A 14,159-nucleotide genomic window follows, 5' to 3' on the forward strand; every position below is an offset into this window, starting at 1 on the left:
GTGCCCCCAAGCAGCCTGGATGCCTTGATGCTCAGCGGGCAGGTGGCCTTGTGGTCCCTGCTGGTCTCCGGTCCTTTGGCGGTGGTCGCTGCGGGTTGGATGAGTCAGCGCCGCTGGGCCGACCACCCTTTGCTCGACAGCCTGATCTTGCTCCCCGTCGGTCTGCCACCCGTCGTCGTCGGATTTCTGCTGTGGTCGGCGCTCTCGGCCCACAGCGCGGGGGGCGAGTTGCTCCACGAATGGACAGGCTGGACGCTGCGCCTCATTCCAGATGGCGCCGTGCTGGTCGCCAGCGTCATGGTCACGCCCATGATGATCCGCATGCTACGCCCAGCCTTTGAGGCGCAATGCCCCGAACTGCTGGCTGCGGTGCGCACCTTGGGTGCCTCGCCCTGGCAAGCCTGGTGGTCTGCCTGGTGGCGCCCCCGATGGCCAGCCGTGGCCTCGGCCTGGGCGCTCGGCTTTGCCGCAGCCTGGGGCGAGTCTGGGGCCACCATCATGTTGGCCACGCTGCTGCCCGACGCCACACACGCTGCCACGGTGCCCTTGACGCTGTGGCGCGAATCGCCCTCGAACGCCTGGCCTCTGGCGACCTGCGCTGTCGCGGTCGCCATGGTGGCCGTTGGCGTGAGTGAATGGGCTCGCAGGCAGTGGCGCACCCAGCCCACGCGAGCACATCGACCATGACGGCACGCCCCCTGCCCCGCAGCCTCAGTGTGGAGTTGCGCCTGCAACTCACCGGGCTGGACGTGCGCACCCAGTTTCGCGTTCTGCCGGGTCGCACCTGTGCCTTGGTCGGACACGAGGCCGCCGGCCTGAGCGAGGTACTTCGGGCCGCAGCGGGCCTGATCCCGGCACGCGGTGGGCGCATCGCCTTGGGCAACGAGGTCATATACGACTCAGCCGCCAAGGTGAACTGGCCGGCCCACAAGCGCCACCTGGCGTGGCTCAGTGCACAGTCCCCCCTGCTGCCGCACCTGTCGGTCAAAGGCAATCTGACATACCGCCACCGAGACACCTCGCGCACGCCCCGCACCGACGTCCATGACCTCGCTCGCTGGCTGGACATTGCGCACATGTTGGACCACAGCCCCACGCAACTCACCCACGCACAGCGTTTTCGCGTGGCACTGGGGCGCGCCTTGCTGTCCGCCCCTCATGCTTTGCTGCTGGATGATCCCCTCGCCGCACTGCCCGCAGCCGAGCGCGCACCGCTGTTGAGCATGCTGGCAGAGGTCCCGCGTCGATGCCAACTCCCGACCGTGCTGGTCAGCACGCGCATGGACGAGGTCATCGCCATGGCGGATGACATGGTGATCATTCACGAGGGCCGTACTGCCAGTGCAGGCGCCGTGCCGCAGATTCTGTCCGATGTGTCGTTCGGCACGTTCCTGGACGGCGAGCAGGCCGGCAGCGTGCTGGAGGGCGAGGTCAAACGGCACGACATCGACTGGCTGCTCAGCGAGATCGATGTCTGCGGGCAACGCGTCACCGTCCCGGCCACCTTGTTTCCGCTGGGCAGCAAGGTGCGCCTGAAATTGCGTGCGCGTGACCTGAGCTTGCACAAAGAGATGCCCGCGGACACCAGCAGCAGCAATCACCTCAGGGGCATCGTGACACAGGTGATGCTGGCGGGCGAACACGGCAGCTATGGCGCCGTGGTGGTGGCGCTGGACCATGCGCTGGACTTCAGCGGCGATTCACCACGTCCACCCGTCCACCTGTGGGCCATGCTGACCCGCAAGGCCATTCAGCAAATGGGCTGGGCCCCGGGGCACCCCTGCGTGGTCGGCTTCAAGGCCATGGCCACACAGGTCACGGGATGGCACTGACTGGCGCATACTGTCGCCCTGTCGACTGCTGCCTGATTTGCCCGCCATGCCCAGCCTGCTTCCGCGCCAACTGCTGTCCGTGAACACAGCCGTCGCCACCCCGATCGAGATTGACGGCCGCAAAATCCTCACGGGCATTCGCAAACGTGCCGTCAGCACGCTCGATGCGCCCCATGCCGTGGACGTTCGCCCACTGGGTTTGGCCGGCGATGAACAGGCCGACCTCAGCGTGCACGGCGGCTTGAACAAGGCCTTGTATGCCTACCCGCACGAGCACTATGCCTTCTGGCAGACGGTGCGTGCGCAGGCTAAGGTCCAGGCTTGGGACGAACCCATGCCCCACGGCATGATGGGCGAGAACCTGACCTTGACCGGCCTGCTCGAGGCAGATGCCTTTGTCGGCGATCAGTTGCGCTTTGCCAATTGCGTGCTGGCCATCAGCGAACCTCGCAAGCCCTGCTTCAAGTTCGACGCCATCATGGGCTTCAAGCAAGCCACGAAGATGATGGCGCAATCCGGCTACTGCGGCTTCTACCTGTCCGTCATTCAGGATGGCGCGATTCACGCCGGCGAAAGCTACGAGATCATCCCCGGTCGTCGGGAAGTGAGCATCGCCGAACTGTTCCGCGCCAAGATGAACCGCCGCCACACCGACTGAACAGTGTCACAGCGGCATCCCGCTCAGTCTTCGTCGTCCCAGCGTTTCACGCTGAGCTTGAGCTGATCCAGCCATTTGCGCACCTCGGCGCTCGACGCCAACGTATGGGTTTGCCACTCCGGGCGCTGGCTGGGCCGCTTGGCCTGCTTGAGCACCATCGCAGGCTGACCCGATGCAGACACGCCGGGCGTCAGGTTCATCTCCACCACGGGCAGCTGCCGCAAGTGGAACGTGGTCACGGCCCCATTGACCTTCTCCGTCAACAGCTTGATGTCCCGCACATTGCGGCGCAAGGTCACCAAAGCCTCGTCGGCTTTGAACGGGGGCAAGGCAAAAAAGTCAGACAAGTCATCGGCCATGATCACCCTTTCGGCGCGTTGGTCACCCCAGCCGCCACATGCCCCGACGGCACATGCGGCGCCGCATTCTCGACGTGCCCCGCCTGATCGTCAAAGAAGAAGTCGGGTTCGAACTCGCGCAGAAACTCCCCCTTGGGCAGCCCACCCAAGAACAGCGCCTCGTGCACATCAATGCCCCAGTTCATCAGGGTGCGGATGGCGCGCTCGTGCGCCGGCGCCCCCCGTGCCGTCACCAGCGCAGTTCGCAAGCGCATGCCGCCGGTGGTGCCTTGCGCCTCGGCTTGCTGCAACACATGCAGGGCTTCGAGCAAGGGCTTGAACGGGCCGTCCGGCAAGGGCTGGCGAGCCAGGGCCACTTCGTGCGCCTGAAAGGCCTCCAGGCCACCTTGCTGGTAGACCTGCTCGGCCTCATCGGAAAACAGCACCGCGTCGCCGTCGAACGCAATGCGCACCTCGTTCGGATGGCCCTCGGCTGCTCGCGCCGCATGGGGCAAGACCCGCGCGGCTGGCACCCCGACCGCCAGCGCCGAACGCACATCGGCGTCATTGGCTGACAAGAACAAGTGCGCCTGCAAGGGACGCAGATAACGCCAGGGACTTTCACCGCGGGTGAACACACCACGCTCGATCGGCAAGCCATAGTGATGGGCTGAACGGAACACCCGCATGCCCGACACCGGGTCATTGCGAGACAGGATCACCACCTCGACCCGCGACTGCTCGGGCGTGTTGAAGGCCAGCAGCTTGCGCACCAGAGAAAACGCGACACCCGGCTTGGCGGGCTCATCGAGCTTTTGCTGCTGCAAGGCCATGTAGGCGCGGTCATCGCTGCCTTCAAAGAGGTGGTTTTCCTCTTCAAAGTCAAACAGCGCACGCGAGGAAATGGCCACCACCAGGCGACCGTTGAGACTGGCTGGCATGGCTCACTTCACCCAGGTGTTCATCTGCATGATCGGCATCATCACCGACATCACGATCAGCATCACGATCAGGCCCATGGCCACGATCAACAGGGGCTCCAGCACCGTGGCGATGGCCAGCGCCTTGCGCTGCACCTCTGCGCCCAGCTGGTTGGCCGCACGCTGCAGCATCACGGGCAACTGCCCCGTCTGTTCGCCCAAGCGCGCGAACATGGCAAGCAGGCCCGGAAACCGCTTCTTGGCGGCCAAGGCCGAAGCCAGCGGCGCGCCTTCTCGCACCTGAACCAGGCAGTCCATGGCGTCGGCGCGCATGGCACGGTTGGACAAGGTTTCGGCCGCCGCTTGCAGGGCTTTCAGAATGGGCACACCCGATCCGGCCAGCATGGCCAGGGTGCCGGCAAAGCGCGCGGCGTTGTAGCCCCGCGCCAGCCGCCCGATGATGGGCAGCCCCAACCAGGCCGCATCGAATCGCTCGCGAAACCCCTCATCACGGCGCGCCACCATGAGGCCAACGCCCCCGCCGATCAGCGCCAGCGCCAGCAACCAGCCCCAGTTGCGCATGAAGGCACTCAGCCCCAGCATGAACTGCGTCAGCATGGGCAAGGCCCGCTTGCTGCTGGAGAACACCTGCGCCACCTGCGGCACCACAAACACCAGCAAGGCCACCACGATCACCACCGCAAACACCGACACGATGGCCGGGTACAGGGTGGCACCGATGAGCTTGCTGCGAAGGGCCTGCTGCTCTTCCAGATCGGTGGCCAGCTTTTCCAGCACCTGCCCCAACTGACCGCTTTGCTCGCCAGCGGCCACCACGCCACGGTAAACATCGTCGAACTCGCGGGGCGAGCCCGACAAGGCTTGGGCAAAGGGGGCGCCAGCGTTCACCTCGGCACGCAAGTGAGCCACCAGCTCACGCTGACGTGGGTCTTCGGCCTCGTCCGCCAAGGCCGTCAAGGCGCGCTCCAGAGGCAGGCCCGCCACGACCAGACCCGACAGTTGTCGGGTCCAGATGGCCAAGGCGGTCGGGTTGAACACCCGGCGCGCAAACAGCTGGGTGGCCCCTTGCGCCGCACCCTCGGCGGCCATGGCCACCACGTCCACCTTCAAGGGCACCAGTTGCTGCGCGCGCAATTGCGTGCGCGCCGCCTTGGGGTTGTCGGCTTCCACCAGCCCGTTGACGGTCTTGCCCGACGCGTCGAGGGCTTCAAAACGGAAGGCTGGCATGTTGAAAACCTCGCCTTGCTTATTCGCGCGTCACGCGCAAAACCTCTTCCAGCGAGGTCACACCTTCGGCCACCAGACGGTCACCGTCGTCACGCATGGTCTTCATGCCCGCGGCCTGCGCCACTTCGGCCAGGCGGGCCTCGGCGGCACGGCTGTGGATGAGCTCACGGATCTCGTCGTCGGCCACCATCAGCTCATAGACACCGGTTCGACCCTTGTAGCCGCTCATGCCGCATTCGCTGCAACCCACCGGATGCCACTTGCCGTGACCATCCTGCCGTTTGCAATGCGGGCACAGCTTGCGCACCAGCCGCTGTCCCAGCACGCCCAGCAAAGACGACGACAAGAGGAAGGGCTCGATGCCCATGTCGGTCAACCGGGTGACGGCACTGGGCGCATCGTTGGTGTGCAAGGTGGCCAAGACCAAGTGACCGGTCAGCGAGGCCTGCACCGCAATCTGCGCGGTTTCGAAGTCGCGGATTTCACCAATCATGATGACGTCCGGGTCTTGGCGCAGGATGGCGCGCAAGGCCTTGGCAAAGGTCAGGTCGATCTTTGCATTCACCTGAGTCTGACCGATCCCAGGCAACTCGTATTCGACCGGGTCTTCGACCGTCAGCACATTGGTAGTGGCGGCATCCACCGTGCTCAAGCCGGCGTACAAGGTGGTGGTCTTGCCAGAGCCCGTGGGACCGGTGACCAGCACGATGCCGTGCGGCTGACGCAGCAGGCGCTTGAAGCGGTCCAGCGTGTCGCCACTCATGCCCAAGGATTCGAGGGTGAACTTGCTGGTGTCGCCCTTGTCCAGAATCCGCAGCACCGCGCGCTCGCCATGGGCCGACGGCAAGGTCGACACCCGCACATCCACCGCACGGCCACCGATGCGCAAGCTGATGCGCCCGTCTTGCGGCAAGCGCTTCTCGGAGATGTCGAGCTCGGCCATGATCTTCAGGCGCGAGATGAGCGCCGCATGCAGCGCCTTGTTGGGCTGCACCACTTCACGCAGCGTGCCATCAACGCGGAAACGCACCGCTGACGAGCGCTCATAGGGCTCGATGTGAATGTCCGACGCGCCGTCTTTGGCCGCCTGGGTCAGCAACGCATTGAGCATCCGGATGATGGGGGCGTCGTTGCTGGACTCCAGCAGGTCTTCCACCGCGGGCAGGTCCTGCATCATGCGCGACAGGTCGACGGCGCTTTCCACCTCGCCGACCACGGCCGCCGCACTGCCTTCGCCGCCGGCATAGGCCGCCGCGATGCGCTGCGACAAGGCGTCAGGCGCCTCGTGCTCGATCACGTCGACCGCGTGGACACGCATCACCTCCGACAAGGCAGAAGGCGACACCGTGAGACTCGCCCACAGCGTGCTGCGCGGCCCGTCACATTCCAGCAAAACGCCCTGGGCCTTCGCAAAGGCATAAGGCAAGGGGTAGCGAACGGCCATGACGCGCGCTCCCGCTTACTGGCCGGCCGGTGCCGACGGGGTCGGCATCAGCTTGGGCGCATAACGCGAGTCCCCGGGCATGACCACCGTGGGCGTGGGCCCGTTGGGCTCGTCCAGGGGCTGACGCACCGAGGGCATGCTCAGCTGGTTGCTGAGCTTGAGCGGATCCAGCATCGGCACCTCGTTGATGCCCAGCACCGGGTGCTCTGCCGGCTTGCTGTCCGCCTGGCGCTGACGCATCAGGTCGTAACGGTCCATCGTCAAGGCGTTGGCCGCTTCCTGCGTGCGCATCACGATCGGACGCAAGAACACCATCAGGTTGGTCTTCTTGCGGCTGCGCTCCTGGCTCTTGAACAGGTTGCCCACCACCGGGATGTCGCCCAGCAAGGGCACCTTCGAGGCCTCATCGCTGTACTCGTCCTTCATCAGACCGCCCAGGACCAGCACCTGCCCGTCGTCCACCACCACGGTGCTCTCGATCGAGCTCTTGGAGGTGGTGGGGCCACTGGTGGTGGAGGTGGACGACACGCGCGCATCTTCCTGGAAGATGGTCATGCGCACGGTGCCGCCCTCGCCCACTTGCGGCCGCACACGCAGCGTCAAACCCACGTCTTTGCGTTCGATGGTCTGGAAAGGGTTCACCGTTCCGGACGAGGTCGTGCCAGCGTTGGTGTAGCTGCCCGTCACGAAGGGCACGTTCTCACCCACCACGATCTTGGCCTCTTCGTTGTCCAGGGTCACCAGATTCGGTGTGGACAGAATGTTGCCGCCGGCTTCGGTCTGCAGGAAGTTGGCCAAAGCGCCCAGGCTGTACGTGCCGTCACTCAAACGACGCGCCAAGGCCACCGTCAAGCCACCCACCGAGGGAATGCCGCCGCTCTTGGCCGTGGCGATGGCGCTGGTCAGCGACGAAATGTCCGTGGTGCCCAAGTTGGTCCCCACGCCCACGATCTTGTTGCTGCCCGCAGCCCCCGCCCACTGGACACCCAACTGCGCGGCCTTCTCGGCATCGACCTTCACGATCATCGCCTCGATGTAAATCTGCGCACGACGACCATCCAGCTGGTCGATCACGGCGCGCAACTGGCGATACATCGAATCGGTCGCCGTGATGACGAGCGAATTGGTGGCCGGATCAGCCTGAATGAAGCCGCCGGTCGAGGGCTGCGCCGAAGCCGCCACAGGCGAAGCGCTCTGCGACGACGCGGTACCGGACTGCGTGGACGTGGCCGCAGCCGTGCTCGCTCCGGTGCCCGCATTCAACGGCGAAGAAGCCCCCGTCCCACTGGCACCCGATGCACTGCCACTGGTCGAGCCATTGGCACTCGGGAAGGCTGCGCGCAACACCTGCGCCAACTTCACCGCGTCGGCGTTCTTCAAATACACCACGTGGATGCCGCTGCCGCCCAGCCCCGAGGTCCCGGGACGGTCCAGTCGCTGAATCAGCGTGCGAACCAATGCCATGCGTGCCGCGTTCGGCGCCCGCACCAGCAAGGTGTTGGTCCGGGCATCGGCCATCACCAGCGTGCTGGGGCTGCCCCCTGCCGCACCACCGGGGGCTGCCGCACTGCCGCTGCCATCGGCCATCTTCTGCACCACCGGCGCCAGATCGGAGGCAATCGCGTACTGCAGCGGAATCGCTTCCATGTCCGTGGCCACCGGCACATCCAGCGCCGCAATCATTTGCGCGATGCGTTTGAGGTTGTCCGCGTAGTCGGTGATCACCAGCGTGTTGGTGGCGGCATTCGCATTGATCGTGTTGTTCGGGCTGATCAGCGGACGCAGCACCGTCACCAGGTTATTGGCGGTTTCGTACTGCACGCGGAAAATCTGCGTGATGACCTGATCACCCGAGCGCTTCACCGCCCCGACATCCACCGTACCGGTCTGCAGCTTGGCCTCGGCCTCGGGCACCACCTTCAGCAGCCCCGACACTTCCACCACCGTGAACCCCTGTCCGCGCAGGGCCGCCAGGAAATTCAGGTAGGCCTCTCGCGGCGTCAGCGGCTGATCGCTGTACAGCGTGATGTTGCCCTTGACTCGCGGATCGACCAGGATCTGACGTTCCACGATCGCCGCCATCGCACGCGCCACACCCTCAATCTCCGCATTCACGAAGTTGAGCGTGACCGTCGGCCCCTCCTTGCGAACGGCCGACTTGGTCGCCGCCATGGCCAGCCCGGCAGGCAACAGCCCTCCAGGACCGAAGGTCAAGGCCAGCGCCATCACCAGCGCCGTGGCACGGGGGCGAGTCAGCAGAAGTTGGTGCTTCATGACTTATCCGATCGAAATGACAGAACGGTCGCCTTCGCGGCGCCCGATGATGTTCAACAAATTGTCCAAGGCACCGCGCTCCGCCTCGCTCGCACGGGCCTCGCCACGAAACTGCACGCCTCGCGGTCCAATCTGGCCCTCGCCAGACAGTTGCAGCGCCCCCTCCAGGGTGCGCATGGACATCTGCACGGGTCCTTGCGGACGCCCCTGCAGCAAGAGTCTGTAAGACCCGATTTCGTTCAACGTGGTCACACGTGACGCCACATGATCCAACCAGATCTCAACCTGACCCGAAACCTGCAGTTGTCCCTTGGCCCACGCCACAGACAACTGGTTCGATGAGACCCGCAATGCGCCGCTGAGTTGCAAGGTGTTCCAGGGTGTCCCCAAGCCTCCCAGCCATGCCGCCGGCCAATGCCCCAGTTCGCCAGACGCCTGCACGGCCGATCGCGGATCTGGGCGCGTCCCCACCGTCACATCCACACGGCCCCACGATGGCTTGATGTGAATCGCAACGGGCTCGGGCGTGCAACAGTCCTGCTGCAGCACCAGACTCACCCCTCGCTCGCGCCAGCCCAACTGCCAATGCAGTCGCCCGGGCAACACACGCGCGTCTCGGCTCCCAGGGCCGCCGCTCAGCACCGCCACGGCGCTGCCTTGCCACACCGTGCCATCGGCCTCGGCCAACAACAAGCGTTGGGACGTCACGCTGTTGACCGCATTCGCCAGCCAACTGGCCGGCGCACACATCACCAACCCCGCCACAGCCCCGAGCCCAGCGCCCAGCCAGCCCCAACGGCGCCCCGCACGACGCATGCTCTCCCACCGCTCGGACTCGAACGTCGAATCCAAAGCCCGCGTGGTGGCGGCAGCCGCACCCTGCAGCCAACGAGGGCGGCGAGCGAAAAGGGACGGCAGTCCAGCCATGCGTGACTTCGCGGGCAAGGTCACTGCTCCCCCTGGCCAGACAAGGCCAGTGTGATGGTGCCGTTGTACACCCCGACTGCGCTTTGCTGCAAGGCGGCCTCGACGGGACGGGCGCGCGCCCCAGAGCGGACCTCATCCAACCACGACGCCAAAGCCTTGCCCGACACACCCGTCAAGTTGACCGTGGCGCGATCACCCTGCGTCATCAGCCGAGCGCCATCGCCCAAACGCTCGGTGGCCGCCTTCAATGCGGCCTCAGCTTGCACCGGTGGCACGGGGGGGCGTTGCTTCAGCACCCGCGCCTCTTCGGCCTCGCGACGCATCTGATCCAACTGAGCATCCAGCTCACGCAACTGGGCCGGCGTCTGCGCCAGCGACTTGACCGCCGGGCGCACGCCCACCATCACCACCAGCGTGAGCAGTGCCAAAGCCGCCGCCACGCTCAACAACTGCCGCTCCCGAGGCGCCATGGCCGACCAAGTCGACTGCCACTGGGCACGGAGCGCTTCGAGTTGCACAAACTGTTTAGCCATCTGCTTTCCTGTCGAACTCAAGGATGCACAGCCCGACGCACCGTGACCAGCGCATCACTCTCGCTGCTCACCGCCAATCCTTGCGCAGACAAGCGTGTCCGCAACTGCGCCATCTCATCGGCGCGCCACCCGGCGGGCAAGGCCACGGTCAGGCTGCTGCCGTCGTACTGCAACTGCGCCGTGGGCTTTTCTGGTGGCCACGCACTAGCCAGTGCAGCCATCAGCGCCTCCAAATCATTGCCCCCCGGCTGCCCAGCCTGCGCACGCAGCGTCTCGGTGGCGCGCTGCATTTGTGCTGGTGCATCAACCACCACCTGAACCTGTGGATGCGCCTCTTTGAGGACCTGAACCATCTGCGCACGACGCGCCTTGATCTGCGACTTTTGCTGCCAGGCCCACAGATTCAGTCCGACCAGTTGAACCAGCGCCAAGGCCACCAGGCCCACCCGCACCGGGCGCCACTGCGGCCCGAGGAACTGACGCCAGCGGTCTGACAAAACCTGCAGTCCTTTGCTACGAGGCGTCAACTCAAACTGCAAGAGGTTCCACAGCGAACGTCCCGCCGCCAACATGAAAGCCTGCGGCGTCTGCACCATGACGGCTCGGCCCAGCCAACGCTCGGACTGTGATGCCACAGGTGGCGTCGCGTAAAAGCGGGCTTGCACAGGCAAGGGATCCGGCAACAATTGGCGGGACAAACTCCCCGTCAAGGGCCACGTCGACACCCCATCGGGCGACGACCATGTCAGCAACACTTGTGCGCTCGGATCCCCCGCAGCCGGGCCGCCCTCTCCGGGCTCGTGAAAATAGGCCGCAGGCGGATCATCTGGTGCCACACCGGGCACCACCCGATCGATCCGCACACGCGCTTTCTCCAGCGCCATCAGCTGTGCCGTGAGCCAGGTGTGATCGCAAGTCGCGACCCAGGCCATCTGCCCCACCTTGGCTTCCGGCGCCACCGCGAAATGCAGGTTGTCCGGATCATCCAGCAACGACTCCTCGAGCAAGCCGGCCAACGCCGCACGCAAGCGCGCCTGAGGCGCCTTCGGCAAGGTCAAACGATGCCAGCTGACATCGATGGGGGACATGACCGCAATCACGCTGTCAGCACGTGGCAGCATGGCTGGCGTTGCCCGCCCCTGCCTGACGGCATTGATGCCGTCGTCGGTCAGCACGAAGCTGTACTCTGCAGCACCAAATGACGACGCACCGACGTCCGCAGCCTCCGCATCGCCGCTCAAACGCGCGCGTGCAGGCAGTTGAATGATGAGAATGCTCATGCCCGGACGTTCAGATGTTCAATGTTCCTTGGAACGCACCGGTTGGCGCGCCCGACGATTGTAGAAGTGCCTTCGCCGCGTCCCTTTAAGGATTCATACCTGCTTGGCACCTCACACACCCCGATCATGGGGGCGCAGTCATACCGGATGATGACTCCAAACCCGAAAACCGCGACTGCTGTCGCACCAGCACGTCAGCCCCGACACGCTGGAGCAACTGACGCTGCTCGATCACGTTGTCATCCATCCGCAGACGACCACTCACTTCAAAGAAGTCAGACGTGACGGCCAGACGATCCACATTCCATCGCCCCGCACCGAGGATGGTCGTGATCGCGTCCGCCGTTTTGAACGGATTGCGCTGCCGCTCCTGCACGATGCGCGATGCACGCGCCAAATCCAGCCCATCCACCGCCGCAGCAATCACCTCTTTGCTGGCCGTGTTCACATTCACACGAGAGGCGTCGGGCAACAGGGTGATGAACGGACGCAGCCGCTCCACGGTGCCGGCGTCCAGCCCCAGCCAGGTGAGCTCACTCACGCTCCGGGGCAAGAGCGGCGCCTTGTTCCGGCCCTCGTCCCCGCCCAGCTTGTCCAGCGCAGTGGCGTCACCCGACTTCGTGGCCAGCAAGGCCTGACGCAAGGAGTTGGCCACACCGTCCGCCAGCGCGGGCGACAAACCGGCCGCTTCGCACAAGCGTCGAAACACCGCCAACTCTTCCGGCACCACATCCCCCTGATCATTGACCAAGTTGTGCAGGTTGTACCGCGCGGACGCATCCTCCACCTTGCCTGACAAGAAGGCCTCAGGGGCATCATCTTGCTCACCGGCCCGCGCATTGTTGGCCGCATCTGCGGCCAAGAACGTGGACAAGCGGGCTTCCGCCAACGGAATGGCCCAGGGCTCACCCAAGTGATCTGGCCCGCCGTTTCGCTGGTCTTCCCGCAAAATCATGCGCGCCCAATCTTGCGCACCACTCAGCACCCACCCCGCCTGAGACCGCACCCGCTCGGCCGCCTCGACCTGAACGGCGCGCCACTGCTGCCAGACCATGGACGCGGACAGCGTGGCCACCAGCGTCACAATCACCATGGCCATCAACAAGGCGGCGCCACGCTCATCACGCACGCGCCGAGGTGTCAGCGTCGATCGAAGATGCATGTTTCCCGTCATGACGTCCCTCAGTTCTGGCCCGGCTGAGGCGCCAGCATCAGATCCCGCGTCAAGAGACCCGAAAACCCGCTGCCCTCACTCAAACTGACTTGCACGCGAACCGCCGTGGGCAACTGCTCACGCGCCGCCACCGCGCCCGAGGGGGCACCGCTCTTGACCACGTCGCCGCTGGACTGACAGTTGGTGACGGCGCCGCCCCGAAAGCAGTACACCTGCCATTGCAGCACCCCACGCAACGCCACCAGGGTGCCGGGCTCTCGCCCTTGCAACTGCCCCGCCGTGCGCCAATGATTCTGCAAGACGCCCACCTGCGTGGTGTCCGCGCTGGCCCACCGCTGCAGCCGCCCGTCTCGCACCGACCAGACCACCACACGAACCCCTGCCCCGGTGCGGCGCGTCATCAACAGATTCGCGCCATCAAACTGAAGCCCCTTGACGATCTGCGTATCGGTGACCTGCGCCAGATCCGTCTCCAGTTGCGTCATCACCGCCTGCAGTCGCAGGGTTCGCTTCAAGTTGTCATCCGAAATCTCACGTGCCCGCGTGATCGCATCCATGCCCTTCCAGGCGGATGCCGCCAGTACAGACAAGATCAAGATGGACACCAACACCTCGATCAGCGTGAAGCCCAAGGCGTGCCGAAAAGGGGTGAGGGGACGACGCACGGTGTTCACGGGCATCGCCTCAGAACCGCGGCAAAACCGTCGACAACTTGACGATCGGCGCGCCCTGCTCGTCCAGCACTTGCGCATCCACACGACGGAAATTCGGATTGGGCGTGGCACGAACCATCATCTTCCCTGGCAGTCGGCGGCCAAGCTGTGAACATTGAAAATCGCTGTCTCCCTCCGGCGGAAAGGTCTTCGCCAGCTTCAGCCCGGTCAATTGGTTTTCAGCGCACCACTGGCCCAGCGTCAAATCGGTCATGCGCTGCGCGTTGATGCTCAAGCCGCCGGCCGCCTTGATCCCGGCAGACAAGGCCATGGCCACAATGGCCAGGGCCACCAGCACCTCAATCAAGGTCATGCCGGGATCCCCTTCAAGGCGACGTTGCATTGGTGCCCCCATCCTCTCCGGGCAAGCTGTCCTCGGTGACTTGACCATTCAGCACTTCGAAGGGTCCGAGCCCTTTGGTCCCCACGATGATCTGCTTGTCATCCAGACGAAGCAGCACACTCTGCGCCCCAATCACGGGCTCGGGCCCCAGCACAATGCTGCGCGCACCGACGACTTCGGCGCGCACTTCGGGCTCCAGCCATTTCAACGGCGGCATCAACGCCGCTGGCAGCCCCAGAAACTGGTAGTCCGCCTCACTGCCTTTGGCTTGCGGCACCCACAACACGGTCATGGCCCCGGCCCGCGCCTGCGTACGAGCCGACTCCAACAAAGCAATGAGCCGCGCGGCCTCGCGCTCCAAACGCGTCGAAGACGGGTCCGGCACCGCAAAACTCACCACGGCCGTGGCAATGGCCAGCATGGCCACCACCACCATCAACTCCAGCAGCGTGAAGCCGCGGGGGCGCCCGCGATT

General features: G+C 65.1%; 15 protein-coding genes. 3 read left to right on the forward strand and 12 right to left on the reverse strand.

Annotation, left to right across the window (positions count from 1 at the left end; all coding sequences use genetic code 11):
- From ACMV18_RS07905 to ACMV18_RS07915, 3 genes are read left to right on the forward strand one after another with little or no spacing between them, the layout of a single operon-like run.
- Positions 1–687, forward strand: a complete 687-nt coding sequence (locus ACMV18_RS07905) for a molybdate ABC transporter permease subunit (protein WP_420817384.1) — start codon at positions 1–3, stop codon at positions 685–687.
- Complete coding sequence (locus ACMV18_RS07910) at positions 684–1,832, forward strand: ATP-binding cassette domain-containing protein (protein WP_420817385.1); 1,149 nt, start codon at positions 684–686, stop codon at positions 1,830–1,832. Before ACMV18_RS07905 ends, ACMV18_RS07910 begins: the two co-directional genes overlap by 4 nt.
- A 46-nt stretch (positions 1,833–1,878) precedes the next feature.
- Positions 1,879–2,490 carry an MOSC domain-containing protein gene (locus ACMV18_RS07915; protein WP_420817386.1) on the forward strand — a complete coding sequence of 204 codons (612 nt, stop codon included), beginning with the start codon at positions 1,879–1,881 and terminating at the stop codon, positions 2,488–2,490.
- Between the two features lie 23 nt (positions 2,491–2,513).
- Here the strand turns inward: ACMV18_RS07915 and ACMV18_RS07920 are convergent, their stop codons facing one another.
- From ACMV18_RS07920 to ACMV18_RS07975, 12 genes are all read right to left on the reverse strand, one after another.
- On the reverse strand, positions 2,514–2,849 hold the full coding sequence (locus ACMV18_RS07920; RefSeq protein ID WP_420817387.1) for a hypothetical protein: 336 nt from the start codon (positions 2,847–2,849) through the stop codon (positions 2,514–2,516).
- A 2-nt stretch (positions 2,850–2,851) separates the two neighbouring features.
- Positions 2,852–3,769 carry a 5'-nucleotidase gene (locus tag ACMV18_RS07925; RefSeq protein WP_420817388.1) on the reverse strand — a complete coding sequence of 306 codons (918 nt, stop codon included), beginning with the start codon at positions 3,767–3,769 and terminating at the stop codon, positions 2,852–2,854.
- Positions 3,770–3,772: 3 nt separating this feature from the next.
- Positions 3,773–4,996, reverse strand: a complete 1,224-nt coding sequence (gspF, locus tag ACMV18_RS07930; protein ID WP_420817389.1) for a type II secretion system inner membrane protein GspF — start codon at positions 4,994–4,996, stop codon at positions 3,773–3,775.
- Positions 4,997–5,015: 19 nt separating this feature from the next.
- Entirely contained in the window at positions 5,016–6,440 is a 1,425-nt protein-coding gene (gene gspE, locus ACMV18_RS07935) for a type II secretion system ATPase GspE (RefSeq protein WP_420817391.1), read from the reverse strand.
- Positions 6,441–6,455: 15 nt separating this feature from the next.
- Complete coding sequence (gene gspD, locus ACMV18_RS07940) at positions 6,456–8,714, reverse strand: type II secretion system secretin GspD (RefSeq protein WP_420817392.1); 2,259 nt, start codon at positions 8,712–8,714, stop codon at positions 6,456–6,458.
- Positions 8,715–8,717: 3 nt separating this feature from the next.
- Positions 8,718–9,641, reverse strand: coding sequence for a type II secretion system protein N (gene gspN, locus ACMV18_RS07945; RefSeq protein ID WP_420817393.1), 924 nt, complete (start codon positions 9,639–9,641; stop codon positions 8,718–8,720).
- Positions 9,642–9,661: 20 nt separating this feature from the next.
- The gene (gspM, locus tag ACMV18_RS07950; protein WP_374257186.1) at positions 9,662–10,174 is read right to left on the reverse strand and encodes a type II secretion system protein GspM; all 513 of its coding nucleotides are present in this window, start codon (positions 10,172–10,174) and stop codon (positions 9,662–9,664) included.
- 17 nt (positions 10,175–10,191) lie between these two features.
- Positions 10,192–11,454, reverse strand: a complete 1,263-nt coding sequence (gene gspL / locus ACMV18_RS07955; RefSeq protein WP_420817394.1) for a type II secretion system protein GspL — start codon at positions 11,452–11,454, stop codon at positions 10,192–10,194.
- Between the two features lie 124 nt (positions 11,455–11,578).
- Entirely contained in the window at positions 11,579–12,616 is a 1,038-nt protein-coding gene (gspK, locus tag ACMV18_RS07960; RefSeq protein ID WP_420817395.1) for a type II secretion system minor pseudopilin GspK, read from the reverse strand.
- 20 nt (positions 12,617–12,636) lie between these two features.
- Positions 12,637–13,302, reverse strand: coding sequence for a PulJ/GspJ family protein (locus tag ACMV18_RS07965; protein ID WP_420817396.1), 666 nt, complete (start codon positions 13,300–13,302; stop codon positions 12,637–12,639).
- Positions 13,303–13,312: 10 nt separating this feature from the next.
- Positions 13,313–13,654 carry a type II secretion system minor pseudopilin GspI gene (gene gspI, locus ACMV18_RS07970; protein ID WP_374257180.1) on the reverse strand — a complete coding sequence of 114 codons (342 nt, stop codon included), beginning with the start codon at positions 13,652–13,654 and terminating at the stop codon, positions 13,313–13,315.
- A 13-nt stretch (positions 13,655–13,667) separates the two neighbouring features.
- On the reverse strand, positions 13,668–14,159 hold a 492-nt coding region (locus ACMV18_RS07975), incomplete at its 5' end, for a pilus assembly FimT family protein (protein WP_420817397.1).

Origin of the sequence: Aquabacterium sp. (assembly GCF_048860245.1) — a bacterium.
In the GTDB taxonomy this organism is placed as follows: Bacteria; Pseudomonadota; Gammaproteobacteria; order Burkholderiales; family Burkholderiaceae_C; genus Aquabacterium.

Excerpts from the sequence above, each read along its gene's own strand:
- gspI (WP_374257180.1), bottom strand. The coding sequence starts at position 13,654 with ATGACCTTGATTGAGGTGCTGGTGGCCCTGGCCATTGTGGCCATGGCC.
- gspN (WP_420817393.1), bottom strand. The coding sequence starts at position 9,641 with ATGGCTGGACTGCCGTCCCTTTTCGCTCGCCGCCCTCGTTGGCTGCAG.
- ACMV18_RS07925 (WP_420817388.1), bottom strand. The coding sequence starts at position 3,769 with ATGCCAGCCAGTCTCAACGGTCGCCTGGTGGTGGCCATTTCCTCGCGT.
- gspD (WP_420817392.1), bottom strand. The coding sequence starts at position 8,714 with ATGAAGCACCAACTTCTGCTGACTCGCCCCCGTGCCACGGCGCTGGTG.
- ACMV18_RS07910 (WP_420817385.1), top strand. The coding sequence starts at position 684 with ATGACGGCACGCCCCCTGCCCCGCAGCCTCAGTGTGGAGTTGCGCCTG.
- ACMV18_RS07920 (WP_420817387.1), bottom strand. The coding sequence starts at position 2,849 with ATGGCCGATGACTTGTCTGACTTTTTTGCCTTGCCCCCGTTCAAAGCC.
- gspF (WP_420817389.1), bottom strand. The coding sequence starts at position 4,996 with ATGCCAGCCTTCCGTTTTGAAGCCCTCGACGCGTCGGGCAAGACCGTC.
- gspE (WP_420817391.1), bottom strand. The coding sequence starts at position 6,440 with ATGGCCGTTCGCTACCCCTTGCCTTATGCCTTTGCGAAGGCCCAGGGC.
- gspK (WP_420817395.1), bottom strand. The coding sequence starts at position 12,616 with ATGCATCTTCGATCGACGCTGACACCTCGGCGCGTGCGTGATGAGCGT.
- ACMV18_RS07915 (WP_420817386.1), top strand. The coding sequence starts at position 1,879 with ATGCCCAGCCTGCTTCCGCGCCAACTGCTGTCCGTGAACACAGCCGTC.
- gspM (WP_374257186.1), bottom strand. The coding sequence starts at position 10,174 with ATGGCTAAACAGTTTGTGCAACTCGAAGCGCTCCGTGCCCAGTGGCAG.
- gspL (WP_420817394.1), bottom strand. The coding sequence starts at position 11,454 with ATGAGCATTCTCATCATTCAACTGCCTGCACGCGCGCGTTTGAGCGGC.